General features: G+C 56.0%; 25 protein-coding genes and 2 pseudogenes. 9 read left to right on the top strand and 18 right to left on the bottom strand.

The genetic code is table 11. The features are described 5' to 3' along the window. The first annotated feature begins 9 nt into the window (after positions 1-9). From V6575_RS14905 to V6575_RS14895, 3 genes are all read left to right on the top strand, one after another. Positions 10-660 carry an aspartate/glutamate racemase family protein gene (locus V6575_RS14905; protein WP_340275417.1) on the top strand — a complete coding sequence of 217 codons (651 nt, stop codon included), beginning with the start codon at positions 10-12 and terminating at the stop codon, positions 658-660. A 29-nt stretch (positions 661-689) separates the two neighbouring features. Further along, positions 690-1,589, top strand: coding sequence for a LysR family transcriptional regulator (locus tag V6575_RS14900; protein WP_340275416.1), 900 nt, complete (start codon positions 690-692; stop codon positions 1,587-1,589). 401 nt (positions 1,590-1,990) lie between these two features. Continuing rightward, positions 1,991-2,917: an MYG1 family protein gene (locus tag V6575_RS14895; protein WP_340275414.1), complete on the top strand. Its 927-nt coding sequence runs from the start codon at positions 1,991-1,993 to the stop codon at positions 2,915-2,917. On the opposite strand, the pseudogene V6575_RS14890 reads toward V6575_RS14895, so the two are convergent. Then, a pseudogene (locus V6575_RS14890) lies at positions 2,864-3,469 on the bottom strand (hypothetical protein); the annotation flags it as partial. The gene V6575_RS14895 and the pseudogene V6575_RS14890 overlap by 54 nt on opposite strands. Positions 3,470-3,549: 80 nt before the next feature. Here V6575_RS14890 and V6575_RS23350 point away from each other — a divergent pair. Then, a pseudogene (locus tag V6575_RS23350) lies at positions 3,550-3,708 on the top strand (helix-turn-helix domain-containing protein); the annotation flags it as partial. Here V6575_RS23350 and V6575_RS14885 read toward each other — a convergent pair. Next, positions 3,709-3,918: a hypothetical protein gene (locus tag V6575_RS14885; RefSeq protein ID WP_340275412.1), complete on the bottom strand. Its 210-nt coding sequence runs from the start codon at positions 3,916-3,918 to the stop codon at positions 3,709-3,711. It lies immediately after the preceding pseudogene. Between the two features lie 54 nt (positions 3,919-3,972). On the opposite strand from V6575_RS14885, the gene V6575_RS14880 reads away from it, so the two are divergent. From V6575_RS14880 to V6575_RS14870, 3 genes are all read left to right on the top strand, one after another. Then, entirely contained in the window at positions 3,973-4,368 is a 396-nt protein-coding gene (locus V6575_RS14880; RefSeq protein ID WP_340275411.1) for a hypothetical protein, read from the top strand. 135 nt (positions 4,369-4,503) lie between these two features. Beyond that, entirely contained in the window at positions 4,504-5,634 is a 1,131-nt protein-coding gene (locus tag V6575_RS14875) for a metallophosphoesterase family protein (protein ID WP_340275409.1), read from the top strand. After that, positions 5,635-8,253 carry an AAA family ATPase gene (locus V6575_RS14870; RefSeq protein ID WP_340275407.1) on the top strand — a complete coding sequence of 873 codons (2,619 nt, stop codon included), beginning with the start codon at positions 5,635-5,637 and terminating at the stop codon, positions 8,251-8,253. Between the two features lie 11 nt (positions 8,254-8,264). Here the strand turns inward: V6575_RS14870 and V6575_RS14865 are convergent, their stop codons facing one another. From V6575_RS14865 to V6575_RS14805, 13 genes are all read right to left on the bottom strand, one after another. Then, positions 8,265-9,491, bottom strand: a complete 1,227-nt coding sequence (locus tag V6575_RS14865) for a hypothetical protein (RefSeq protein WP_340275406.1) — start codon at positions 9,489-9,491, stop codon at positions 8,265-8,267. After that, complete coding sequence (locus V6575_RS14860; RefSeq protein WP_340275405.1) at positions 9,485-10,135, bottom strand: hypothetical protein; 651 nt, start codon at positions 10,133-10,135, stop codon at positions 9,485-9,487. The genes V6575_RS14865 and V6575_RS14860 overlap by 7 nt, the downstream gene beginning before the upstream one ends. Beyond that, positions 10,132-11,067, bottom strand: coding sequence for a vWA domain-containing protein (locus tag V6575_RS14855; RefSeq protein ID WP_340275403.1), 936 nt, complete (start codon positions 11,065-11,067; stop codon positions 10,132-10,134). The genes V6575_RS14860 and V6575_RS14855 overlap by 4 nt, the downstream gene beginning before the upstream one ends. After that, positions 11,064-12,023 carry a VWA domain-containing protein gene (locus V6575_RS14850; protein WP_340275401.1) on the bottom strand — a complete coding sequence of 320 codons (960 nt, stop codon included), beginning with the start codon at positions 12,021-12,023 and terminating at the stop codon, positions 11,064-11,066. The genes V6575_RS14855 and V6575_RS14850 overlap by 4 nt, the downstream gene beginning before the upstream one ends. Next, positions 12,020-12,391, bottom strand: coding sequence for a hypothetical protein (locus V6575_RS14845; protein WP_340275400.1), 372 nt, complete (start codon positions 12,389-12,391; stop codon positions 12,020-12,022). The genes V6575_RS14850 and V6575_RS14845 overlap by 4 nt, the downstream gene beginning before the upstream one ends. Further along, a complete protein-coding gene (locus V6575_RS14840; RefSeq protein WP_340275398.1) occupies positions 12,388-13,245 on the bottom strand; it encodes a DUF58 domain-containing protein in 858 nt (285 codons plus the stop codon). The genes V6575_RS14845 and V6575_RS14840 overlap by 4 nt, the downstream gene beginning before the upstream one ends. Further along, the gene (locus V6575_RS14835) at positions 13,242-14,258 is read right to left on the bottom strand and encodes an AAA family ATPase (protein ID WP_422785581.1); all 1,017 of its coding nucleotides are present in this window, start codon (positions 14,256-14,258) and stop codon (positions 13,242-13,244) included. The genes V6575_RS14840 and V6575_RS14835 overlap by 4 nt, the downstream gene beginning before the upstream one ends. Before the next feature lie 286 nt (positions 14,259-14,544). Continuing rightward, a complete protein-coding gene (locus V6575_RS14830) occupies positions 14,545-15,456 on the bottom strand; it encodes an SMP-30/gluconolactonase/LRE family protein (protein WP_340275396.1) in 912 nt (303 codons plus the stop codon). Next, positions 15,453-16,400 (bottom strand): ABC transporter permease, encoded by a 948-nt coding sequence (locus tag V6575_RS14825; RefSeq protein ID WP_422785583.1) that lies wholly within the window; start codon positions 16,398-16,400, stop codon positions 15,453-15,455. The genes V6575_RS14830 and V6575_RS14825 overlap by 4 nt, the downstream gene beginning before the upstream one ends. 7 nt (positions 16,401-16,407) lie before the next feature. After that, entirely contained in the window at positions 16,408-17,349 is a 942-nt protein-coding gene (locus V6575_RS14820) for an ABC transporter permease (RefSeq protein ID WP_340275392.1), read from the bottom strand. Next, positions 17,346-18,758, bottom strand: a complete 1,413-nt coding sequence (locus tag V6575_RS14815; protein WP_340275476.1) for an ATP-binding cassette domain-containing protein — start codon at positions 18,756-18,758, stop codon at positions 17,346-17,348. Before V6575_RS14815 ends, V6575_RS14820 begins: the two co-directional genes overlap by 4 nt. A gap of 82 nt (positions 18,759-18,840) precedes the next feature. Then, positions 18,841-19,857, bottom strand: coding sequence for an ABC transporter substrate-binding protein (locus V6575_RS14810; protein ID WP_340275390.1), 1,017 nt, complete (start codon positions 19,855-19,857; stop codon positions 18,841-18,843). Between the two features lie 317 nt (positions 19,858-20,174). Then, a complete protein-coding gene (locus V6575_RS14805) occupies positions 20,175-21,422 on the bottom strand; it encodes a cation:proton antiporter (protein WP_340275388.1) in 1,248 nt (415 codons plus the stop codon). A gap of 144 nt (positions 21,423-21,566) precedes the next feature. Here V6575_RS14805 and V6575_RS14800 point away from each other — a divergent pair, with 144 nt between their 5' ends. Next, entirely contained in the window at positions 21,567-22,835 is a 1,269-nt protein-coding gene (locus V6575_RS14800) for a GAF domain-containing sensor histidine kinase (RefSeq protein ID WP_340275386.1), read from the top strand. Then, on the top strand, positions 22,832-23,590 hold the full coding sequence (locus tag V6575_RS14795; RefSeq protein WP_340275383.1) for a response regulator transcription factor: 759 nt from the start codon (positions 22,832-22,834) through the stop codon (positions 23,588-23,590). Before V6575_RS14800 ends, V6575_RS14795 begins: the two co-directional genes overlap by 4 nt. A gap of 22 nt (positions 23,591-23,612) precedes the next feature. Here the strand turns inward: V6575_RS14795 and V6575_RS14790 are convergent, their stop codons facing one another. From V6575_RS14790 to V6575_RS14780, 3 genes are read right to left on the bottom strand one after another with little or no spacing between them, the layout of a single operon-like run. Then, positions 23,613-24,659 (bottom strand): LacI family DNA-binding transcriptional regulator, encoded by a 1,047-nt coding sequence (locus V6575_RS14790; RefSeq protein WP_340275381.1) that lies wholly within the window; start codon positions 24,657-24,659, stop codon positions 23,613-23,615. Between the two features lie 59 nt (positions 24,660-24,718). After that, positions 24,719-26,200, bottom strand: a complete 1,482-nt coding sequence (locus V6575_RS14785) for a tripartite tricarboxylate transporter permease (RefSeq protein ID WP_340275380.1) — start codon at positions 26,198-26,200, stop codon at positions 24,719-24,721. 14 nt (positions 26,201-26,214) lie between these two features. Next, positions 26,215-26,634: a tripartite tricarboxylate transporter TctB family protein gene (locus V6575_RS14780; protein ID WP_340275379.1), complete on the bottom strand. Its 420-nt coding sequence runs from the start codon at positions 26,632-26,634 to the stop codon at positions 26,215-26,217. Between the last annotated feature and the right edge of the window lie 52 nt (positions 26,635-26,686).

Genomic DNA, 26,686 nt, shown 5'->3' with positions numbered 1-26,686 from the left:
ATACGGTGCATGATGAAAAAGATCCTGGTGATCAATCCGAACTCCAATCCGGCAGTTACCGAAGGCTTTTCAGATTCAATAGAAGCCTTGCGTCTGACAAGCGGCCCTGAGATCGAATGCATCACGCTCGAAGAAGGCCCCTGGGGCATTGAGACCCAGGAGCATGCTGACAGTGTGGTCATTCCACTCAGAGATCTGATGCTGGCGCGAACAGACGCCGATGCCTTTGTCATCGCCTGTTATTCAGACCCAGGCATCGAAGTCTGCCGGAAAGCCGTACCCGAACCGGTTTTCGGCATTCAGGAAAGCGGTGTGTTTGCTGCGCTTCAGCGTGGGGAACGTTTCGGCGTCATTGCGCTTGGACCAAAATCAATCGAACGGCATCTGCCCTACATTCGTCACTTGGGCGTCGAAAGCAGGCTCGCTGCAGAACTCCCGTTGAATCTTTCCGTTGAGGAGAGCGAAAGCGAAGGAGCTTTCCCGCGTATTCTGCAGGTGGCCCGTGAGCTGAGCGAAAAGGCTGGTGCCGACACGCTGATTCTGGGCTGCGCAGGTATGGCACGCCATCGCCAAAAGCTTGAGAACGCGATAGGTTTGCCGGTAACCGACCCGACACAGGCAGCTGTCTGCCAGGCCCTTGGCACGGTTCTGCTTGCATGAGAGGTCTCGCATGACCGTTGGAGAGCTCTTTGAAAATCAACCGGAAGAATGATCTCAGTCTCCGTCTTCTTGAGATATTCGAAGCCTTGATGCGCTGTCAGACGACCACAGCTGCGGCAGAAGACCTTGGAATTTCCCAACCGGCTGTTTCAAACGGCATCATCTCCCTGGAAAAACAGCTCGGCTTTACGCTGTTTGAAAGGGCGGGGCGCCAACTGCGCCCCACCGAAGATGCCCGGTTGTTTCTGGAAGAGGTCGAACCTCTTTTCTCGATCCTGAGAAATATAGAGACGGAAGCCCGGGATCTGAGGGCCGCAAAATCCGGACGCCTTCGCCTGTCAACCACGCCCCCTCTTGGACATGGGGCCTTGCCTGCTGTGCTCTCCCCCTTCCTAAACGACCGACCCAACGCTACGGTCCAATACTCCGTCCGGCGCCTGGAAACTGTCATGCAGAATGTGCAGATGGGCGTCGCCGATATCGGCTTCGTCCTCGGGCTAAAAACCCACATGGATCTCGACATTATTCCGCTGGCCGAGCGTAACATGGTCTGCATACTTCCGTTAGGTCATCCACTCACGGAACTGGATGTCATCAGCCCGGTCGATCTGCAGGGGCATACACTTATCGGACTGGAAAGCCACATCGGGACAAACATTCGAAATGCATTTGAGGAATGCGGCATTCCATTTCATGCAAAAGTGGAAGTCCGATATTGCCACACCGCCTGCATATTGGCCGGAGCAGGCATAGGTGCCTCCGTGGTCGACCCCTTTTCCGCGTTCTTCTCCAGCAACCTCAACATCATCACCCGACCATTCGTGCCTGGCACAACAATCGTTGCCAGCGCAGCAGTCCGACGAGGTTCTTCCCTACCGCGCATTGCGGTCGATTTCATAGAACTCGTGAAGCGCGAACTATCCGGTTAGCGAATCATGCCCAATCCATTCCACGGCAAGCGCCAACTATTCCTCTGCCGCCCCCAAGCACGCAGAGCCTCGTAAGACTCTGTGCATTCCTCGTTAAATCTACAGTTGCTGAAATTACCTTTGCCCATCACGGTCGCCTTGCCTCAAATTTAGGAAAGAAGGTGTCTATAAAGACAGGCGCTGTTTAAACCATCCAAAATCAATCACGGTTCCATCATTTTCATACAAATAATCCGGGCTGTTTCAGTTCGCTCAGTGAATTCACGTCTTGGACGCGAAACCCTAACTCGAATAGAAATGTTGATCTGGCCGCAATTCCTTGTAAATACGGTCTCTCAAACCACCCATGACTTCCAGGGTGGTTAACTTTTGATATGCACTTCCCCTTGGAGCGTCTCCCGATGACAACCACGACCATCACACACCTTGTGACCCATTCTGGCGGCTTCCATGCGGACGAGTTGCTCTCCTCTGTCGTACTCACGCGTCTTTTCCCTAACGCCGGACTGAGGCGTAGTCGGGACAAGCAATGGCTGACCCCTGCAGATGAGAAGATCATCTACGACGTGGGCGGAGACTATGATGCAGATCGCCAAATTTTTGACCACCATCAGCGGCCTGGTCCGCTGCGTGAAGATGATCAACCTTATAGTTCTTTCGGTTTGATTTGGGCCCATTATGGGCAAGCATATTTGGCTGCGATGGACGTCCCAGAACATGACATTGAGGACATCCATACCGCTTTTGACACAAAATTTGTGCTGCCCATCGATCTTCTGGACAATGGCGCGATTGAGCCATCAGTCGCAGGACCACTGTCGATTTTGACGTTGCCTGCTCTTTTGGGAAGTTTGAAGCCAGTGTTCGACGATCCGTCACCAACGGCTGACGACGACGCCTTTTTTGCAGCTCTGCCCATCGCACGCAGCTTCATCGAGGCCCTTGTTCGCAACATGGCAGCAAAGGCGCGCTCTCAGAGCATCGTCATGGAAGCAATCGTAAAAGCTGGCACCTCCCCCATCCTCGAATTGCCGACGGGCATGCCTTACCGCTCAGCACTTGAAAAGGCCGAGGCCGATCACATGCTGTTCGTGGTGAACCCGCGCGGAGATGACTGGACGCTGAATGGCATCAAGCTGTCGAATGACACCTTTGATCAGCGCGCTGATCTGCCTGCCGATTGGGCCGGTCTGACAGGGACTGCACTGGAAGAGGCAAGCGGCGTCAAAGGTGCAAAGTTCTGCCACAACGCACGCTTTATAGCCGTTGCAAGCTCACGTAAAGCGATCCTGCAAATGGCTGAACTTGCAGTCAAAGCCAATCAATAAGGGCAAGCTCCCCACAGCCGGATCATGTCTCATGACTTTGTAATATCTGATGCAGACGCGGCCGAATTTCTCCGGCCGCGCAAGTGTATTATTCAGCTGGAACTGCACCTGGATGGTTTTTTCCACGTGGTGCTTCTCCCCAACGGGACGTACCTTCAGATTTGCGAAGAAGGCGATCACAAGGAGTCCTGCCATACAATACATAGTCGTATTGTAGAGAGATGGTGTCGGGTCGACAGTCCCTGCCGGCGCGATTTCCATCAAGCGAGCAATGGTAACGGTTTTTGCCGTGACCAGTTCATTCAACTGATCAATTGACGCCCCGAACTTTTCCGCGAAAGCTGCCGGTTCCACCTTTGAGACAAGATCTGAAATGGCACTTTTCTTGGACATGTTTCGCAAATAGGTAATTGCAAACGGTCCAAGAACACCGGCTGTCGACCAGGCGGTCAGCAGTCGTCCATGAATACCGCCCACATGCATTGTACCAAAGATATCGGCCAGATAGGCCGGTATCGTTGCAAAGCCACCGCCATACATCGTGAAGATGATCATGGTCGCACAAGAATGACCACACCTGTTCGTACAGCCGAGAGCAAATCGTTCTGTGACACCATTATGGGGAGTGTGCAGCGGCTATTGCAGCCGCCTTCGGGATCTCCGTGCGCACTGTTTACAAGTGGCTTCGGCGCTTCTGCGAAGATGGCACAACGGGGCTTTGCCAACGCCCTAGCGTCCCAAGCATGTGTGCACTGGCCAACATGTCCGGTTGGCGTGACCTGATCTGCTGATTACGGCAATTGCATCTGACGTCGCTGGAGATATCCGCTCTTCTCAGATTTCCTAGATAAACCATCGCTCACGCCTTGAAAACCTGGGGCGTGAACCGGCTTGATCGGCTCACGCCAGCCGAACCCGTGCGCCGCTTTGAGCGAGCGCGGCAAGGCGAACTGCTGCATCTGGACATCAAGAAACTTCGCCGTTTCAACAAGATAGACCATAGAATCTCGGGACACCACAAACGCAAGCGATACAAGGAACTTGGGTAGACTTATGTGCATGTGATCCTCAACGATCACAGCCGGGTGGCCAATGTAAAGATGCTGAAGGATCAGACGGCCTTTACCTGGGCCATGTTTCTGGTCCGCGCCGTCAAATGGTTCAGGGCAAGGGGAGCACTCATCGAGCGGCTGATGACCGACAATGGTGTGGGCTTAAGGCCCGCAAGTTCAAGGCGACTGTCACTCAGCTCGGAGCAGGGCACCTGCGCACGGGGCCCTATATCCTCAAGAACAAACGGCAAGGCCGAAGGATTCATCAAAACCCTGCAAAAGGAATGGGCCTACGCCATGCAACATCAGTCCTCACAGCGCCCTAAACATGAAACTGCCAATCAACAGATTAACTCAAAAACCGTGAACAACCTCATTAGAGACAACAACTTGACTTAACTGGTTGAGTATCTGGACTTTCGACCATTTAACAGGTTCATTGCTACCAACATTCTGTACACTGACGTTTGAAAAGTTGGCTGATCCAGCGCTTTCAAAACATTATGAAAACTGGCCCAATGGAAGTCACGCTCGGTGATCAAATTTATTCATTCCTCTGATCTTCATCTTGGAAAACCCTTCGGTCGATATCCGGAGGATGTGCGGGTTCGCCTTAGGCAGGCGCGTTCCGAGTCACTACCGCGACTGGCCTCTCTGGCGCGAGAGCATAAGGCCAGTCATATCCTGCTCGCAGGCGACACGTTTGACCAAACGACGCCAGCACCAGCGGTCATCCGGCAAGCGCTGAACATGATGCGGGAAGCTGACTATGTGACGTGGATTGTAATGCCCGGCAATCATGACCACACCAATGCGACAGAACTCTGGCGCCAGGTTGCACAGGACGCCCCGCCGAATGTTGTCGTGTTACTAGAGCCTGAACCCTATATTTTAACCCCTCAGACCACCCTGCTGCCAGCGCCCCCCACCGAACGTCATCCGGGCCGCGATTTGACCGAATGGTTCGACAGCGCCGCGACACAAGACACACTGCGTATTGGATTGGCCCATGGGTCGGTCACGGATTTCGACAACAGCGAAGACGGTGGATCCTCGATCATTGCACCGGACCGCGCAAAACGCGCCGGCTTGAGTTATCTCGGCCTTGGTGACTGGCACGGACAACTTCAGATCGGACCGGAGACCTGGTACTCTGGCGCACCAGAAGCAGACGGATTCAAACACACGCAGGCCCCTTCCGCGCTGCTGGTAGAAATTGCTGGAAAAGCCGCACCTGCAAAGGTCACCTCCCTACCAACGGGTTCAATCAACTGGCAACATGTTGTGCTGGACCTCGCCGGGGATCTTCCTGACGAACAGGCTTCCGATGCAGCCCATGACGCCGTGTTGCCGCCATTGACCGAGCGGGCACTGACCATGTTTGAGCTCGTCATCACAGGTCGAGCGAAGCCTCTTGAGCGTGTGGCACTGGAACAGGCCATCACCAAGGTTACACCAGATTTTTTATGGCACAGCGCGGATCTCAGCGCTTTGGGCTTGGTGCATAATACCGCAGACCTTGATGCCATCGACCGTCAAGGCGCGCTCCGCGCAGCAGCAGAAGCTCTTGCCCTGGAAGCAGCAGACGAGACGTTGACACCGGAAGACCGCGGGGCCGCTCAGGTCGCCCTGTCACACCTCTTTTCTTTTGCATTGGAGGCGTGATTGAAGCTTCTCGCCCTTCATCTGACGAATGTTCGCAAGTTCACCGGGAAACGCGCCTCCATCACCGGGATCGGCAACGGCATCACTGTGGTCTCCGAAGCGAATGAGTTCGGAAAATCCACCTTCTTCGATGCGATCCACGCGCTGTTTTTCGAGAAATACAGCTCTTCTGCCAAGACGGTTAAGTCCCTTCAGCCCTATTCTGGCGGCGCGGTCGAGATCGCAGCCGATGTGGAGACCGATCAGGGCGCATTCCGTGTCGGAAAACGGTTTATATCCCGCAAAGCAGCGACAATTACGCAACTGCCCAATTCTACGACCATCGCACAGGATGACGAGGCTGAACGCTGGATTTACAACCTGCTGGGCGACGCAAGCGAAGGCCCTACAGGGCTTTTGTGGGTCCGTCAGGGCCTCGTCGGACTGGAGCCGGACAACACCAAGGAAAAGACGCAACTTAAAGAAACCCGCCGCGATCTACTGTCCTCGGTTGCTGGTGAAATCGACGCCATGACAGGTGGTCGGCGGATGGACCGGGTGATGCGCCGTGTTGCCGAAAGCCTCAGCGAGTTCACCACCAAAACAGGTCGAAAAGCCGGGCCGTGGAAAACTGCGTCAGATGAAGGTGAGGCGCTTGAAGCCGAGTTGGCCAATGTGACCACGAAGGTCCAAGCGCTCGACACTGCATTGAACGAGCGTAAGACAGCTGAAGCCTCTTTGAGGCGTCTCGACAACCCAGATGCCAAAGCCCGCCGGGACGAGGCATTCTCAGCAGCGAAAACCGCCATGGACGAAGCGCGAGCCCATGCGGGAACTGTCACGGCAGCAAGGCAAGAGCGTGATTTGGCAACGTTGAAAGCGAAAAGCGCCCAGTCCGATCTGGATGCCTTTTTAAGTGCAATCAATACCCTTCAGCAAGCGGAAAAGCTCGCGACTGCCAGTTCTAAAAAATCAATGGAAGCAAAGAGCGAAGCTTCCCGGTTGAAAACGGCTCTTGAGGCCGCACAGTCCCTGCACAAAAGTGCGGTTGAAGCCGTTGTCGACACCCGTAAGCAGCTTGATGACACACGCCAGCAGATCACAGCGCGAAAGGCAAAGGCTGATGCCGCCCAGCTGGATCGCCAGATCACCAAAGCGGACATCGCCAGCCGCGACTGTGACACGGCCAGGGCGATCATAAAGGCCTCCAACGCAACTGCGGAGTGGCTACGCCATGTCGAGGAAGCCGAGGCGGAGCTGGCCAAATGCAAATCTACCATAGAGGCACAGGCCACGACCTTGACCATCACCTATCAAGGCGAAGCCCGGATCACCCTGGGCGGCGCAATAGTGCAAGCTGATCAGCCCCTGCCTCTTGACGGCGACACCCATCTAGATCTTCCGGGCATAGGAACCATGACCCTTCGCGCTCAGGGCGCTGGCGCGGACGGCAAGGCCCGACTAGCTACAGCGGAAGGTACGCTCGCAAATACCTTGGCACATGCAGGCGCCGCCACACTCCAGGATGCGCGCGCATTGGCGGCAAAGCGGGCTAATGCAGTAACAAAAGCCGATCTTGATCAAGCCGTGCTGGACACGCTCGCACCGAACGGCATTGAGGCATTGCGCAGCGCAAAGGCAGATGCCGATCTGGCTGCCACCGGGGCCCATGACAACGCCCTTCCCGTCATCGCTGAGTTGGAAGCAGATCTGACCCAGACAGAACAGGCAGAAATCACAACGCGGCAAAACCTGATGAATGTTGAAGCGGACCACGCCTCCGCGCGCGAAACTGCCGTGAAACTCCAAGCCGCCGCAGAGACTGCACAACAAGAACTAGAACGGGCCACAGCCGGTGCAGGTCCGATAGAGTGCCGCGACAACCGCCGCGCGGACCATTTGCGCGATCAGGCACAGACACAAGAGGCCTTGACCAAGTCTGAGGCAAATTTGCAGACCATGATCGCAGCGGCCCCAGATCTGGACACGGCCACAGCAGAGTTGAAACGGGCCGAGGACGCAGTGATCGCAGTGCGTCAGGAACGGATGCAGGTCGGGGAAAAGCTGGCGGCGCTCTCTTCTGAAATCAGAACATTGGCCGGAAACGGCATCGAAGAACGCCGCGATGAACTGGAAGGACAACTGGAGGCGGTCCGTGCAACTGAAGCCCGCTTTGCCCGCCAGGCCGCCGCTTTGATCCGGCTGCAAACAGCATTGGGCGCTGAACGGAATGCGGCGAGAGATACCTATTTTGGCCCGGTTCAAGAAGAACTCAAACCGCTTCTGTCGATATTGCACCGGGACGCAGCGCTGAGCTTCGACAGCGAAAGCCTGCTGCCCACAGGGCTGATGCGCGCTGACGCCAAAGAGACCTTGGATGACCTGTCAGGCGGCACTCAGGAGCAGATCGCGATCCTGACGCGCCTGGCTTTCGCACGCCTGTTTGCGCGACAAGGACGGCACATGCCGATCATTTTGGATGATGCGCTGGTTTACTCCGACGATGACCGGATCATCAAGATGTTCACGGCCCTGACGCGAGTGGCACAGGATCAACAAATCCTCGTCTTCTCATGCCGTCAATTGGCGTTCCAGGACCTGGGCGGTTCACGGCCAAAGATAGAAATCACCGACGTTTGAAGGCCTGCAGGTTATTTGTTGATCCACGTCAGCTTTTTCGCAGCTCTGCGTGCTGCTGACATGGTGTTCCCGGCATCTATCGGTTTGCCGGCGAAAACTTCAGCATCCAGAGCGCTGGTGAGCTCCAAGCGCTCAGCTTCATCCAAAGTCGTCTCAGACGTCAGCAGCTCTGACATTCGGCCTCGAAATGTGGCTATGTTGCCTTCGCGTTCAAGGCGGCGCAGCTCGGCAAAACGGCGCTGACGTTCAATCCAGTGTCCCATGCGCTGAATGGGACCATAGCTGTAACGCCGGCCGAATAACCCGGCACTCACCGCAATCACAAGCCCTGCGGCAAACCCGACTGCTATCTTCGCGCCGGGTTTAAAGCCTGCTTGCCAGCCGGAACTGTCATTGTTTGCAAAGCTCGCATAGCCGATCGGAGACGACGGAATTGAAATGGATTTCACTTGCCGATCAGTGGTGTCGAAATAGGGAATTGGGATTTGCGGAATCACGCCTGGCTCGCCGGTAATCGGCCGCATATACCAGACCCAGACCACAGTGCTGACCGGACCTTCCGAGGTCAATTGCAGGGAACGTTCTTCGGGCGGTATGAAGGTGATCAACCACGGCTCGCGCATGGGCGGTTGCTGTGGCAGGAGTTCCGGCGGCACCCCAAGCGCACGAAAAACAACGCGGCGTTCAATGTTCTCACCATCGACAAGCAACGCCGGATTACCTGCCCAAGTGTCTGAAATTTCGATGGCCTTGACCGGCAACCAGTCATCCCCAGCTCCCGCAGGTTTCGCTGCGATTTCAAGGGTCACCGGCTCTGAGCGCACAAGCATGATCTGCCGCTGCTGGGCGCGGTTCATCAGCTCCAGTTCGTGGGCAATTGGCAAGAGCGTGAGAGATCCAGGCCGCTTGGCGTAAAGGGCGATACGCCGTTCAAGAATGACAGTTGGCAGACCGCCGATGCGCTTTTCAGACCATTGATCCGGCTTCAACTGGATCCAGTCAAAATCTGCCATGCGGCGCAGCTTCAGTTCTTCATTGGTGATCGTTTCACGGTAATATCCGCGCACGGTCGCCAGCACCATCTCACCTTCAATCGGCACAGTGTCGCGTGGGTCAAGTTCAAGCTCAAGCCGCACATCAAACTCAGTATCCGGGGTTCTCTCCTGTGCGCCAAGAGGACCGGCCAAAGTCAGAAAAAACACAACAAAACAACACGCGACCTGAAACCACCTCACCATTTTGACGGCTCCGCCTTGTGCGCTTCTCCTGCTGTCACCCGTCGTTCCATTTCAGCAGCCAAACGCCCCCCCAGATAGGCCCCAGGCGAATCCGCAAGGGTCTCAAGCCAATCCTCGCCAGCGCTGACCGTCCGATTGTCGATACCGCGTTCTAGCCGCCGTACGCCGTCTGTGGGGCCTTGCGCCTCTATGGCCTGGCTGGGGTTGTTAGGATCAAAAGCGACCACGTTGAGGCCAGCTGCTCTCAAGGTCACTTCAATGCGACCATGGCCGGAAGATTCACCAATGACCGGCACGACAAGGCTGGAGACGATTTCCTGATTAAGGCGAGCGTCCCTGTCATATTCATTTGAGAATAGCACCGCATCAAAATAGGCAACGGACAACTCGTATTTTCCGGTCATGGCAAGGCTGAGCGCCCGGTCATAGGTCGCGCTGCGGCCAACTCTGGTAAAGCCTTCATCGGCTTCCTTGTAACGGCCCATTTCATAGAGCGCTGCGGCTTGGGCCGCCGGATCCGACAACAAGGGATAGGCAAGCTGCGGCGCACCGGACAACCAAAAAAATTTGGCCCAAGCGTCTTTGCCAGCAGCAAGACCTGCCAGACAGGCAATCAACAGAAGTATTTTCGTGGTGCGGCTCATATCTCGCGCCTCTGCCGATAGATGGGCAACAACGCCAGAAGACCCGCCAAAAAGAACCAAGGCCCATAGTCGGTGAACAAGATTGCCCGGCTGGCTTGCTCCTGCGCACTCAAAGACCGTCGCGCGGCCAGAAGGCCTTCCAGAGGTCCGAGATTCCTTGCGCTAACGACGATCCCGCCGCCATCCTCAGCCAGGCGCTCTAATTGCTCAGGGCTGGCCGGTGTCACGCCGTAAGGTGGTGCCTTGTGGTTCACGAAAACGCCAGAGACCCGAACACCGCCCTGCGCCAGTGCTCCGGCTTCATAAAGCGCATCAGGTCCAATTCCGCCGCCATCTGTCACAATGACAACATCCGCGTTTTCCGCATCTGCATCGATCAATGTCTGTCGGGCGAGTGCCAAAGCCCGGTCGGGCCGACTGCCCCCAACCGGCATTGTGTCTGTGTCAAGAACCGCAATCGACGACTTTAGAGCCTGAGGTTCTTCTGTCGGCACACTGACCAGAAAGCTTTCGCCGGAAAACACCGAAAGCGCCACCGGCCGGGTGCCGCTACGGTCCAAAAGACGGGCAACACTGGCTTGTGCATCCGGCAAACCACCGCCTTCAACAATCGACGGCGACACATCCAGGACGATCATGATCGCATTCAGATTGCGGAAGATGGGCGCGCCTTCATTGCGCTTCGCAGGACCGGACAGCCCGATGGCCATCAGCACGCCAGAGACCGCCATGACCCAGGGCCGGAAATCCCTTGCGCCCAGATCCACATGACCAAGGCGCATGAGCGTAGGCAACAGCGCCGGGTCAATCATGCTGCGCCAACGGGCAAATCCATCGGCGCGCTTTGACGCGAGAAAAGCCATGCCGATGAGCACTGGAATCATAAGAAACCAGAGCGGGCGCAGAAATGCGACGGGGCCGAGATCGATCATGCCCAATGCTCCCGCCTGATGAAGAGCAACACGGCCAAGATCAGCAGTGCGATGCCACCTGGCCACATCCAATAGGGTTTCCAGGTCTGGATCGGTGGCGCGGATGACGGGCTGGGCTCCAGCTCATCAATGGCTTCTGTGACATCACGCAGATCATCTGTGGTCTTCACACGGAACATCCGCCCTTCTGCGGCCTCAGCAATCGCACGCAAGGTTGAAGTGTCCACCGCATCGCGCGACGACGGAGCTGTTTCAAGATCAGCCGGGCCAAGAGCAATAGTGTATATACGGATGCCGTATTCTGCCGCGACTCCGGCTGCGGCCACCGGATCCGTTGAGCCGGATGTGTCCTGTCCGTCAGACAGCAGGATGATGACGCGGCTTTTTGCATCTCGTTCCCGCAAGCGTTTGATCGCAATGCCCAGACCATCAGCAATCGCCGTAGACTTACCGGAAATGCCGATAATCGTTTTTTCAACCACATGCGCAACGGAGGCGACATCGTGTGTCGGAGCCGCGGCGACATATGCCTTGTCGCCAAATACCACCAGCCCAACGCTATCGCCTCCCCGGCCGCGGACAAACTCTGCGGCGACTTTTTGCACGGCGGTTAAACGGGACACATGCGTTCCATCGAGGCTAAAATCCTCCCGCTCCATTGAGCCTGAAAGATCCAGCGCGATGATGATATCCCGACCTGATGAGGGCAGGATGTCCAGAACCTCCTCTTGCCGAGGCCCCATGACTGCCAGGACTGCAAGGGTCCAGATCAGAGCAGGAGCCAATTGATTGGCCCGGCGCGCTGCGGCGCGGGTTTTGAGCGGCTTGAGGGCTTTGCCCACGGCCTGGGGCAGCGCCAAAGCGCCGCTTTGCCAGTCCTCAGGCGTCAAAAGCCAGCGCACCAAAAAAGGCATTGGCAGCAGGAGAGCAGCGTAAGGAAATGCAAAACCGATCATTTTGCAGACCGCGCTGCAGTCATAATGGCTTGTTCAAGCAAGACTGGATCCGTCGATACTGAGGGATTGTACATCGCCTCCAGGAGGCCAAGCCGACCAGCCGCTGGTTCATCATAGCGCTTCAGCAATTCTGCCAGTCCGACCAGCCGGGCCTCCTCCTTGAGTGTTGCAAGTTTGGCAATATCGGCGCGGACCTGATCAACTCTGCTGACCTTTCGGGTTGTCACTAGAGCAATCACCTTCACCAGCAAAAGACCGACGAGAAGTCCGAGGCACAGCGCTAGCAATGCATCACGAAAAGTGAACTCGGCAAAGCTCAAAGGAATGCGGATGGGCGCAAGATTTGCGAGCAGTTCCTCCTGGGTCAAGCCAAGCCCCCATGATCAATTGCATCAGCGGCTGGAATAACGCGCACATCGATGCCGAACCCGGCAAGTTCTTTCGCGGAGGTAGAAGCTTCAAGCCGACCCCGCTTCAGGGATTTGCCAAGCTTGGCAGAAAACACACCTTCAGGCGGATCAATCTCCAACGCATCCTGCACTAGCAAAATGGTCAGTCTGCATTTGCGCATCAACGTGCGCGCGGCGGCCTCAAAGTGATCGCCCGGCTCATCAAAGCCTGTCGCCAGAACAATGTCACAGCCCGGTCGGGCGAAGCCAATCGCCCGGTCCAGGATCACATCCAGTGTTGGCGTCTCGACATTTGCGCGCAGCGCTTCCTGAAGAGCCAAGTCATGGGACCGCGCCAAAGCACCTGCAACACTGAGCATGGCAGCTTCTCGCGGCTTGGGAGCGATGTTGTCGAAATGGTCATCGCGAAATGTAACGCAGCCGACTTGTCCGCCGCCAGCCACAACCTGCCAACCTTCAACAGCCAGTGCTTCAGCAGCAGCAACTGAACGTAACCGGCCTTGTGTACCCCAAAACATGGAGGAGCGAAAATCAGCGACAAGCAGCGCAGTGCGGTCCACTTGTTCGTGCCGACTGCGCAATTGCGGGCGACCACTGCGGGCAGAGGCTCCCGGATCAATCTGGCGCGGATCATCACCATCCTGAAACGGCCTGAGATCATAGATATCGCCGCCGTCGCCAAGCTTTGGACCGGAAGCCGAACCGACCACCGATTTGGCAAAACTCGACGAACTGGCAAGCCCGGCAAAGGCAGCCAACTCTATCAGCCGTTCAATACTGACCTCAACGCCACTGGTAAGACTTGCGCTCACAGGGGCTTCACCTGGTCCAACACTTCGGCAAAGATCGTGCGCGACGTTTCCCCGGCGGCCTGAGCCCTCCAAGTTGGCACCATACGATGGCAAATGATATCAGGTGCCAGCGCTTGCACGTCTTCCGGCACGCCGTAAGCCCGCCCATGCAGAAAAGCGCGTGCACGAACTGCGGCGGCCAGAGCCAACGAACCACGCGGCGACACCGCATGACGGATACGGCTGCCAACTGACACACCATCTGTATCCCGCCGGGTCGCCATCACCAGAGCCACGATATATTGCTTGAGCGCCATAGAAAGATGCACCTGCAGCACATCTTCTTTCATGGCCGCAAGGGTTTTGCGATCCAGCAAGGAATCCAACGGAGCAGCATGGGCCTTCAGCTCATCTTCGACCAGATCGAGGATTGCCATTTCGGCAATTTCATCGGGCAATTCCAGCACGACATGCATCAGGAAACGGTCGAGCTGCGCCTCAGGCAGCGGAAACGTGCCTTCGTTTTCCAGCGGGTTCTGCGTCGCAACCACCATAAAGGGATCAGGCAAGGCACGGGTCTTGCCGCCTGCGGTGACCTGCCCCTCGCCCATACCTTCCAGTAAGGCAGACTGCACCTTGGGCGGTGCGCGGTTGATCTCATCGACCAGCACCAGATTGTGAAACAATGGTCCGGGCAGAAACTCGGTCGTGCCGCTATCCTGGCGAAAAACCTGCATGCCGGTGATGTCACCAGGCATCAGATCCGGCGTACATTGAATGCGGGAGAAATCCCCTTCCAGGCCATCGGCCAACCGTCGTACAGATCGGGTTTTCGCCAGACCGGGTGCGCCTTCGATCAAGACATGCCCGCCTGTCAGAAGGGCAATCATCAAGCGTTCGATCAAGACTTCCTGGCCGACAAGGCCGGACTTCATGCGGTCAATAAGGCTTATGGCCGGAGCACGATTGAATTCAGCCGAATCTGAAGCCGGGAGTTCGGGTGCAAAGTCGGGCGAAGGTATTGAATCTGCCAAAGGTCATTCCTTTTTAATCCGACCACGACAAATACATGCATCGAATATTAATCCCGGCCCATGAACAAACACGGCTACAGAACTCTAAAAAGAAATTACAGACAGTCCAGCCTTCTGAGACAAATCAAACTTAATCAATAGGTCGCAATATTTACTCTCAACGCACGCAAATCAACAAAGGCGCCGATACAGAATCTGGAATACAAAAATGCATTTAAATGAAAGATAGCGGCACAATAGATCTCACCAATTCAAGCCAATGCCGTCAAAAAACATCCAGCAGCGATCACATCCCACCTCTGATTGATACGCCGATGCTGTAAACCGATGTGGTGGCCGTGATGAAGATGCGGTTGGCACGAGGTCCACCGAAGCAGAGGTTTGCGACAACTTCCGGAACCATGATTTTGCCAAGCCGCGTTCCATCGGCACCGAAGCAATGAATACCGTCAGCGGCCGAACTCCATAGATTTCCGGAAACATCTACCCGAATCCCGTCCGGCAATCCCTTGTCGATGGTCGCAAAGACCCGGTCATCGACGATATTTCCCGCTTCATCGCAATCAAAAGCACGGATGACGGATGGCACATCCGGGTCATGGCTGGACCCAGATTCCGCGACATAAAGCGTTTTTTCATCCGGCGAAAATACTAGTCCATTTGGCTGCGTAAAATCGGTAATTTTGGCTTCAAGCTGACCGGTCGCTGGATCCACCCGATAAACATTGCGGGAGGGTTGCTCCGGCTCGGCCTGATAGCCCTCATAATCACTCAGGATGCCATAAGTTGGATCGGTGAACCAGATCGCGCCGTTCGACTGTGCAATGACATCATTGGGTGAATTCAGCCGCTTGCCTTGATAACTGTCCGCAATCACAGTCCGTGAACCATCAGGCTCTGTGCGGGTTACAGACCGTGTGCCATGCTGGCAAGTGACCAAACGCCCCTGCCGGTCGCGCGTGTTGCCATTGGCATAATCTGAGCCATTGCGGAATACACTCACCTGACCATCCAGCGTCAGCCGCATGATCCGTTCGCTGGGTATGTCAGAAAACAGCAACAACTGGTGATCGGCGAACCAGACTGGGCCTTCCGTCCACTCATATCCAGTCGTGAGTTGGCGCAGATGCGCGTTCGGCTGGATCAGAGCGCGAAAGCGCGGGTCATCGATTTGATAGAGATTGTCAACCTGTGTCATGCGGAAGCCTTTCGACCGGACGCAGCCGCGACGATCGCAATAATGATTGTACCGGTCATGATCAGGCGAACCCCTGCCCCGAACCCGTATGAATTGAGCATCGACACAACGAGGAACATCAGTAAAGCTCCCCCCCAGATACCCGGCACATTTGAGTTACCGCCTGCGATAGAACTTCCCCCGATCACGACCACTGCAATTGAGATCAGAAGATACTCAGCACCCATGTTGAGCGCCGCTCCGCCTGAAAAACTCGCCAGCAGATATCCGGTCAGGGAGGCGAGGACAGCACATCCGATAAAGGTAACGGCATTGACCGCTTCCACCGGAACTCCGCTCAGACGGGCCGCGCGCCTGTTCTGCCCGACCGCAGACAGCCATCGGCCGAATATCGTGCGCTCCAGCAGAATCCACCCCACCACGGCAACCAGAATGCCGACGACCGTCATATTGGGAATGCCAAGAACAGACCCGGTGGTGAAATCGGCCAGAGCCTGCGGCGGCTTGATGCGCAAACCCCGGTTCGACCAAATCGCAAGCGATTGATACAGAAACGAGGCGGATAGCGTGGCGATGATCGGAGGAATGCGCAAAAGACGGATTAACGCATAGTTGAACGCCCCTGCCCCAAAACCAACCAACAAGGCGATCAGTAGACCCGGCAAGATCATTGAAGTCTCGCCGCCCATGTACTTCAGTGACAACGTGCCAGCGAGCGTCATGGTCGCCGGGATCGACAGATCGACGTTGCCCGGACCCATGGTGATAACGAACATCTGTCCGATACCGACAATGGCGGAGAAACTCGCAAACGTCAGAGCTGCAGATAAAAGCGCGCCGTTGCCGCTGCCTTGCGTCAACGCGAAGGTTGCAAAAAACGTCAGGCCACTTGCCAGGAAGGCCCAGAACCAAGGCCGCTGAGGCAGACGAACGAAGGTCGAAATGATGGGATTATCCATTTTTCGCTTCCTTCCACTTGGATCCACTGCGGTTGAATACAAGCCGAACCGCTAGCACCAGGATCAAGATCGCGCCCTGCGCACCGATCTGCCAATCCGGCGACAGCCGCATGAATGACAGGAAGCTGCCCGCCAGCGAAAGCGTCAGGGCTCCGATCACCGCCCCAACCGGCGAAATCCTGCCGCCGGTGAATTCGCCGCCGCCCAGGATCACTCCTGCAATGGACAAAAGCGTGTAGCGAAGCGCTATATTCGCATCGGCAGATGTTGTCAGACCGACAAGGCAAATGCCGGACAGGACACCGAAAAACCCTGCCAGAGCATACGCGCCAGCCTTGAGTTTCATGACGGACCAGCCAGCCCGCGCGACAGCCTGTGCATTGCCGCCCACAGCCCGCAACAAGGTTCCCGTCGCAGAGCGCATGATCAGAATATGCGTGACCGCCGCAATCAGCACACAGGCAACGACTGCCATCGGCACCAACGGCGGCTTGGTCGTCATCAGCGTTCTGATCCATCCAGGAGCAGCGCCACCTGGAGATGGTAGCAACAGAACGGCAAGACCGGCCCAGACAAAGGACATGCCAAGCGTCACCACGATTGCCGGCAGTTGGCGGATGTGAATGAGCGCGCCCATGGCCGCATAAACAAGGATCGCCGCGAACAGAATTGCCCCGCCTAGAAGCGGCGCGTCATAGAGAAACGTCGCCGTCACGCAAGCAACGAAACTGATAAAGGTTCCAATCGACAGATCGATGTCATTGACCATGATGATCATCATCTGGGCAATAGTCGCCAAGGCTATCGGTACAGCCAGATTGAACAGCAGATTCAGACCGAAATAGCTCATGGTCCTAGGTTGCAAATAAAACACTGCTGCAAGCAGAACTGCGAGCGACAGAACCGGCAGGAGGATCCTGTACTTAGCGCTCATGAAGCTGCCTCATGCATTTCAAACGACGCCGCCAGGATGTTTTCCTCACTGATGTCAGTGCCTGTCAACTCAGCGGAAATCTGGCCATTCCGAAAAACAAAGACGCGATCGCATTGGATGACTTCATCGGTCTCGGTAGAGTACCAAAGGAACGTTCTCCCGGCCTCGGCTTCCTGGCGGATCATCTCATAGGCTTCCTGTTTGGTCCCCACATCAACCCCGCGCATGGGATCATCCATCACCACGATTGGAGCGGATGACGCCAGGGATCTGGCAAACAGAACCTTTTGCTGATTGCCGCCAGAAAGCGACAGGATGGGATTGTTCATATTGTCCGTCCTGATACCGATTTTTTTCCTCCAGTCATCGGCGAGTACCACCTCGGCCTTTCGATCGACCAGACCACCGCGCAAGAGCTTCGGAAGTGTTGTCAGCGTCAGGTTCTGCAGAATTGACCATAGCGCCATGACCCCGTCTCGACCCCGATCACCAGCCACAAATGTGACTTCCGGATTTCGCGTGTGCCGGAGGCCTGCTGACCTCGACATGAAAAAACGTGCCAGTGCCTCGGCCTGCCCGTGACCTGCAAGGCCTGCAAGCCCGACAATCTCGCCGCGCCTTGCAGATAATCCGTCCGGCGTTGTCAGGACTTCCTCGCCGATGTGGGAGCCTCTGCCGGTGGAGGTCGCGGCCTTGGCCTTTAAACCTGCAACATGCCCCATCGCGTCGATCAGACCTTGCTGAGTGAATTCGCTGGCTGCACCGCTGACGATGACCTTGCCGTCTTTCATGACATCAATACGGGTCGCGACATCAAAGACTTCACCGAGCATATGCGAGATGAAAACAACCGCACCGCCCGCTGCACAGAATGCCCGGACATGATCCAGCAATTGCTTGGCAACAGCGGAATCGAGGGATGATGTCGGCTCGTCCAGAATAACCAGCCTTGCAGCGATGCTGCCTTCGGCAAATCCTGTGGCAATCTCGACCATCTGTCGTTCGGCCAGCGTCAAGTCGCCGACTGTCGCACCCGGGTCGATGCCGTGGCCTGGGAAAACCCGATCCAAAGCTGATGAGATCCGTTTACGCGCTGTTTTACGCCAGCCGAAACCACCCAGGTCCCGATGCGGGACGCGAATGGTTTCTTCAACAGTCAGATTGGGGCAAAGCGACAATTCCTGAAACACACTGCGTACACCGCAAGACCGTGCCACAGCTGCGCCGCGTCCTGTTCCCCCATTGGGCAGTGTGTATTCCACACTGCCGCCCGTCGGGGTCAGCCCGCCGTTGATGACATTGACCGCAGTGGATTTTCCCGCGCCATTGTGGCCGATCAGCCCGATGCATTCGCCCGGGCTGATAGTCAAGCTCACCCCGTCGAGTGCGCGCACGGCGCCAAACGCCATGTGCACATCCGTCAGGGCAACCAGCGGGCCTGCCGGTGGCGAACCACCAGCCTGTGTTACCGGTTGCAAAAGCACCGCTCCCTTATTTGGCTGCTGCGATTACAGCTTTCGCGTCGTCCAGGCTGTATTCAACGTTGGCAACAGACCCTTCCGGGGTCGCAGCAAGCGTTTCATCCAGCGTGTCCTGGGTGACTTTCAGGAACGGAACAGTCAGATCTTTTGGTACATCGGCGCCCTCAAGCACCTGTTGTGCAACCCACATGGCAAGGGTTCCAACGCCTGGCGCGATGGACAGAGACAGGGTCTCATAGCCGTTGGCATCACGTGATTCAGCCCACCATTTCATTTCATCCTGGCGGTTGCCCATCACAATGATCGGGATATCGCGTCCTGCTGCCTTGATCGCCTGCGCTGCGCCATATCCATCGCCGCCCTGGGTCACAACACCAGCGATGTCCGGAAGGCTCGGAAGAATGCCTGCAACGGCTTTCTGGGCAACATCCTGAGCCCAATCGCCATGAACAGACCCGACGATCTTGAAATTCGGATGTTCGCTCACGCCCTGCCCAATGCCTGCATGGATTTCATCATCCACGAAAACGCCAGCAAGACCACGGATCTCCAGCAGGTTACCGCCATCCGGCAAACGGGTTGCGAGATATTCTACCTGCTGCCGGCCCATTTCCTTGAAATCAACCGCGATGCGCCACGCGCAAGGCTCAGTCACGATGCCGTCAAAAGAAACGACTGTGATGCCCGCATCGCAAGCTTCCTTGACAGCACCATTGAGCGCTGTTGGAGACGCTGCATTGACGACGATTGCGTCATATCCCTGAAGGATCATGTTCTGGATCTGGGCAGCCTGTTCGGTTGCCTGGTTTTCAGATGTCGTAAAGGCGTCTGCTGCTGCGACAACCCCGTCTTCCACAGCCTTGCCACCCACCTTGCTCCAGCTTTCCAGCATGGCCTGTCGCCATGAGTTGCCAGCATAATTATTTGAAAGGGCAATCCGTTTGTCGGCGGTGTCTGCAACAGCGAACCCTGGAAGGGTCACCGAAACGAGCGCAACGGCTGCCAAGAGCTTTGCTTTGGTATTCATAGTTCCTCCCTGGCGCAGTTATGCGCCTATTGATCAATAGACGCAGTTCCCAGGCTGCATCCGATCTCAAGAGTGTTTGCTGGACGTAAAACTGTAAAGCCTTATATGCGCAACACAGTTGCGGGAACCCGCAACTGTGTTGCAGCTCATCGATTGGTAGAGGACTTTCCGCAGCCTGTTCTGTATTTCAAGTCCGCGTCAGCGTAAAATCCCCAGGCTGATGACCTCTCGACCACGAAAAGCGCCCGGTCACCTCAACCAAGGTAAACAAATGCCGCTTTGAGAATTTACACGTGTCATTGCTGGGGCCCATCGGATTATCCAGATTGACGGGGCAAAGGCCTGGCGCTCTCTGCGACCGGGCGATGCGCAGCGGCATCCTCCTGGTCGCGCATCCGACGTGCATACCAAATTGCTCCTGGAACGGCAGTAATTCCGTGCAGAACCGCGCTGATCCAAACCGCATTGATCGCAACAATCTGCACCATCTCTGCCGTCCCATTTTCCTGACCATCCACCACCAGCAGCGCAAACAAAGCTGTCGCCAACCCACGCGGACCAAACCAGCCAAAAAACAACCGTGTCGTCGGAGATGCATCAGAACCGATAAGCGAAACCCAGATCGCCAAGGGCCGGACCACGAACAGACTGACCAGGATCAATGCGAACACCGGCCAGGTCAGCCCGGCGATCGCCTCGGGCACCAAAACCGCGCCAAGCAGGTAAAAGGCCATCCACGACAGCAACTGCCCTTCACTCTCAGTGAACTCGAAAACAAACTCGCAGCGCCCACGCACAACGATGCCAAACCCCAGCCCCCCAGCGAAGGCGGCAATAAATCCGTTACCGCCAATCATCTGCGCCAGGATATACGAGGCCACCGCCAGGGCCAGCGCCGCAATTCCCTCATAAATCTCCGAGGTGGTGCCTCGCTCCTTTGCGCGGATCAGCAACCATCCGCCTATGCAACCGACAATCACTCCGGCCAGTGGCCCCAGCGTGATCTGCTTCAAACCAAACCATAGCCACCCACCGCCCGGCGCTTCGGTCTCGGCCGCCACCAGAGCTGCCATGAGCAACACCAACGGCAGAGCCATGCCGTCATTGAGCCCGCTTTCCACTGTCAGTGCCCGCCGTGAACGTTCGGGAACCATCGGATTACTCACCACCGGCTGACCAAGCGCCGCATCCGTTGGCACCAGAATCGCAGCCACCAGCGCAATTACCGCCAGTGGCCAACCTGGCAACATCAGCCAGCCAAACAACGTTCCAAGTACAAATCCCAGCGGCAGTCCAAATGCCAACATCCGCACAGGCCAGCCATGATCCCGGCGCAAGGCCCGCGCATCGGTCTGTGCCGCATCAAGAAAAAGCAGCAAAACCAATGCAATTTCCGCCACCACATCCAGCATTTCTTCTGAAAACGGCTCCGGCACCAGGCCGGCCCACCAACTCACGACGCCAAACCCCATGAAGGCCATCGGCGCAGACAGAAATGTCGAAGAAAGACGTCGCGCCAACAGCGAAAACCCAACCAAGAACAACGCTAAAAGCAAATACGCCATATTGTCTCGCCAATCCTTTTAAATACCATGTCATAGTGACCGTGTTCATCCATACGAAAGACACCATCGCGCAGGATACAACAACAACGAATCCAGCCTACCCTGCGACAATGAAGACCAGCAACGGGAGGTGCTTGTCGTCCTATGCAACAGGAAGCAAAAACAAAACACGAGGCGGAAGATACAAATCCGCTGATCTCGCTGCTGCGCATTTCCAGCCATCTGGCGGGACAAGTCGAGATTCGTGCAGCGCTTCGTTCCGTCAAGACGGAGATCGAAAATCTATTGCCTATTGACCATCTTGATGTTTGCCTGGTCGATGACAAGGGAATTTGGAATACGGTCTATGAAGTCGGGATACGCACGCGTTGGAGCCTGTCGCGCTCACCGGTTGCGCACTCACCCATACGTCGCATCCTGCACAACGAGATAGATTACATGATGAGCGGCAACGCGATGGAAGACCCGCGCTACGTCTATGAAGGCGCGCTGGCTCAACCGATCATCAAGCATCAACTCCGCAGCCGGGTCAATGTGGCCATGAAGGTGCTGGGCCGTACCATTGGCGCGCTGAATTGCTCCTCTCGCACACCTGACCTCTACGACGAGCACACCTTAAAGCGCGTGCAACATATCGCAGATGTCCTCGCACCCTATTTCTACTCTCTCCGGGCGACAGAAAAAGCCCAACAATCCGCAATTGTTCGGGCCGAAGCTCAAGCTCGCGAAGAAGGTCTGCGTCAGGGCGCGCTCGAATTGACGCAGGTTCTTGAGCAGGAACGACAGCGCATTGGCATGGACCTCCATGATCAGACACTGGCGGATCTGACCCGCATTATGCGGGACCTGGAAACAGCTGAAGCCCCTGAAGACACGGCGGCGGTGATCTGCAGCATTCAGGACTGTATCGAGGACTTGCGCCGGATCATCGACACGGCGGTGCCTACATTGCTGGAAATGTTCGGCTTTGCTCATGCCTTGCGGATCCATCTTGAGAAAGCCGTTGGGGACGTAGATGGAACAAGCCTTCTGGTGTCCGATGACACAAATGGTGGCGTTGATGCATTGAACCCGACGACCCGGATTGCACTGTTCCGGATTGCACAAGAAGCCATCAACAACGCGGCCCGACATGCAGGTGCTGACCAGATCAGCGTGAATGTCAGCCTGGAAAACTCCGAGATGAAAATCACGATAGCCGACAACGGCTGCGGCTTAGATAAATCGGCTGCCGGCGCGAATACTGACAAGGTCACCGGGGGCGTTGCGCACATGCGTACGCGGGCGAAGTTGATTGCCGCTGATTTCAAATTATCCCAACGAAATGGAACTCGGGTTCAGGTTCGCTTGCCACTGCCAGCAGGCGGCAACCCAACAGCGGACAAAAATGAGACAAGGGAGGCCGCGCAATGAAACTGCTTTTGATCGAGGACGACAAGTTTCACGCCGACTACCTCACAAAGGCCGTTCAAGAGGCCTTGCCCGAGGTCACCGAAATCATCCACGCCCTTGATGGCTACGAAGGAGAAGCAGAAGCGCGGCGGCTCGCAGCTCAATTCGTGGTCATGGATCTTCAGATGAAGGGCCGTAACGGAATAGACGCTGCACGTACCATCTGGGCCGAACGGCCGCAGACCCGAATCCTGTTCTGGTCCAACTATTCTGACGAGGCCTATATGCGCGGCATTGCCCGGATCGTGCCGCAGGACTCTTCTTATGGATATGTGCTCAAAACCGCAACGCGCGAACGCCTTCATCTGGCGTTGAGGGCCGTTCTTCTGGAAGCTCAAATTCTGGTGGATCAGCAAATTTACAAAGTTCAACGCCAGACCCAGACCCACGACACCCTGACAGACAGCGAATATTCGGTGCTGATCGACATGTCACTTGGTCTGTCCGACAAATTGATTGCAAAACGCCAGGGCATGTCATTGCGAACCGTGCAGAACCGTTTGTTGTCGCTTTACGACAAACTCGGGGTCGACAGTCTGGAAACTGCCCCCGGCAACATCGCGATAAACAAGAGAACCCGCGCTATCACCCGCGCCTTGAACTTACGTGCGATCAATCCCGAAAGCCTCGAAAGCGCCGAGCGCGACCTCCAGAAATGGCTGCACCGCAGCCGCTCCCATGAACGCACAGAAATACAGGACACCGAGACCGGCTAGGGCTGAAAGAGGGATTAAAACCTCAGGATGACGCGCGGTCCTGGATTTCGAAGCCGATGTCAATGAGCGGGGCTGTCAGGTCTATTCCTGCGAACCGTTGAACAAGCGCATCAGCAGCTGCGCGGCCAAGCGCCTCACGGTCGACCCGAACTGTGGTGATGGCCGGATGGGTATGGGCAGCGAAATCCTGATCCCCGAAACCAATCACCGCAATGTCTTCAGGCACACGTAGACCGCGCGCTTGCGCCTCGATAACAACGCCATGGGCCAAAATATCCGAGCTGCAGAAGATGACGCCATCGCCAAATCCGTGCTGATCGATCAAGTCAGAAAGACCAGCGCGCCCATTCGCAAGGCTTGCCTGAGCCTCGAAATTGCTTTCCAGCACGACATTGCCCGTCAGTGCTGTGAACCGGTCTGAGAAGGCGTTCTTCCGCCTCAAGGCCCGCTCGTCCCCAGCTGAGACGGTCGCGGCACGCACATAACCCTTGCCCGCTGCAAATTCAGCCACCGACCGCCCGGCTTCCATATGTGAGAAGCCGACACACAGGTCGATGGGCGTCTCTGTGGTATCCCAAACCTCCACCACCGGGATGCCCGCCCCAAGCAGAGACCGACGCGCAGCTACGGTATGGCGCATGCCGGTCAGCAGCATGGCGTCAGGTCGCCGCGACAAGTGGGCTGCAATGAGTTTTTCCTCATCATCTGGAGCAAGGCCCGTTTCGGACAGAAGAATTTCATACCCGTTCTGGCGCATGACTTCGTTGAACGGCTTGATCATCGAGGTATAGGTGATGTTGGTGATGGACGGCACAAGCGCCGAGATCAACATGCTTCTTTTGGAGGCTAGAGCACCAGCAATCGCATTGGGAACAAACCCTGTTGCTTCAATGGCTTCCTTGATTTTCCTCAAGGTCTCACTAGAAACTTTTGAAGGGTCTGAAAGCGCGCGCGAAACAGTCACCTGCGAGACGCCAGCCATGCGGCCAACAGCCGCCATGGTCACTGCCCGGGAGGGCGTCTTGCGCGCATTTGAAGTTATGTCAGAAATCATGTCGGTTTTGCTCATTAGCCGCATATTCCATTGCCCCCTGCCAGAGCGCAAGGGTCACGCTATGATTTCATCGTTTACACATTTTTGTTGCGCTTCGACATGATAACTGATCCAGCAATTGAAGCTATGATGAGGCCCCAAAGCAGCATGGCAATCCAGCTCTTGGTAAAGAAGATTGTCACATCGCCGAAGGATTCAAGGCTCTTGACGAAATAGACTTCCGCTGATGGTCCCAGAATAAAACCAATGATGAAGGGGGCCACTTCCAAACGAATTTTGGTCGCTAGCCAACCGAATATGCCAAAGATCAAAAGTGTCCATACATCGAACATGATGCCGTAATTGATCGTATAGGCACCGATCACACACATCATCAAAATGACTGGAAAGAGAATATGTTTTGGGATCGTCACCACCATGGCGAAATAGCGGATAGCCACATACATTATGACAAACATGGCCAGATTCGCGATCAACATGGCGAAAATCATGGCGTTCCAGGTATCCGGATTGTTACCGATGAACAGCGGCCCGACCTGAACGCCCTGAAGCGTGAAGGCCCCGATCAGCAGCGCTGTGGTGGAATCGCCAGGTATTCCCAATGACAAAAGAGGTACCAGCGCACCGCCAGTCAGCCCGTTGTTGCCAGATTCAGAGGCAATGATCCCCGCAGGCTCGCCCTTGCCGAAACGCTCCGGGTGTTTGGAAAACGTCTTGGCATTCGAATAAGCCAAAATGGAGGCGGCTGATCCACCCACCCCCGGTAGAATGCCAATGAAGGTGCCAATGCCGGAGGAGCGAACCAGATTGATGATCTGGCCTTTGAAAACTGAAAAGGAAAAGCGCGACTTGGCCCCGACTGTGATGCCGCTTGAACCATGCCCCTCTGGCACCCCGATTTCCGCCTGCTCCAGAATGGCTGCAAGCCCGAACAAGCCGATCAGCACCGGCAACAGCGAAAAGCCGCTGTCGAGCCAGTATTCTGCGCTCTCGGGAACAAGTCGAAGCTCGCCGTTGCCGCCCTTCGAGATATCATAGGTTCCGATCAACGCGACAAAAATGCCGAGAACCCCGGAGAATATGCCGATCAGCATGTCCGACGACAGAGCCGCCATGACCGTCAGCGCAAAGAAGATGATCAGAAATTTCTCCACATAGGAGAATTTGATGGCGAAATCGGCCAGGGTTGGTGCGAAAAGATACAGGATCAAGAGACTGATCAACCCGCCAACCAGGGACGAGCAGATGCCAATGCGAAGCGCCTTCTCCCCCTCGCCCTTCAAGGACATGGGATAGCCGTCAAAGGTCGTGGTGATGGAACTCGGTGTCCCAGGGATCCCCAAAAGGATGGCCGGCACCAGACCACCGGAAATACCGCCAACATAAAGGCCGAGAAGAAGAGCAAGGCCGTTTTCCAAGCCAAGCGAATAGGTGATTGGCAGGCATATTGCGACTGCCATGGTCGCTGTCATGCCTGGAATCGCACCAAAAATAATTCCGACACAGGTTCCACCAACGACAAGCGAAAGAAAAACCGGATTGATCAGCTCAATCATTATGGATCCCGCCCCTAAGGCAACGTGAGAAAGAGTGGATAGGTAAACAGCCACCAGACGAAGGTGGGGCCGATCAAGGCCGTCAAAACCATGGGGATCAGGCTGCGCGGGGCACGGTCATGCATGAGCAAAAGCCCGACCAGGAAGACGAAAGGCACGGAACAGATCAGAAAGCCCATGCCGGTATTTGGCCAAATATTTCCGACCGGCACCATGAGGGAAAAGTAGATCAGCGTCAGAGTGATCGTGCCAAGAAATCGCATCTTGTCCATGCGGCTCAGAACATCTCCCCAGTAACGGACACTCCCCGCAATGCGACGCCGGTCCCTGATCAAAATGGCAAGGCCCAGCAGTCCGAGGACGGCCGCTATCAATGACGGAAATAGAAGATGTGACGTCTCGAAATTGATGGTCACCTGCGTGAGCGAGCCCAAATATCCCTCCCCTGATAGGATGTAGGCAGCCCGGCTTGATTTGCCGGGCCGC

Origin of the sequence: Roseibium algae (assembly GCF_037783265.1) — a bacterium.
GTDB lineage: Bacteria > Pseudomonadota > Alphaproteobacteria > Rhizobiales > Stappiaceae > Roseibium > Roseibium algae.
This window is presented reverse-complemented; position numbering and strand designations above follow the sequence as displayed.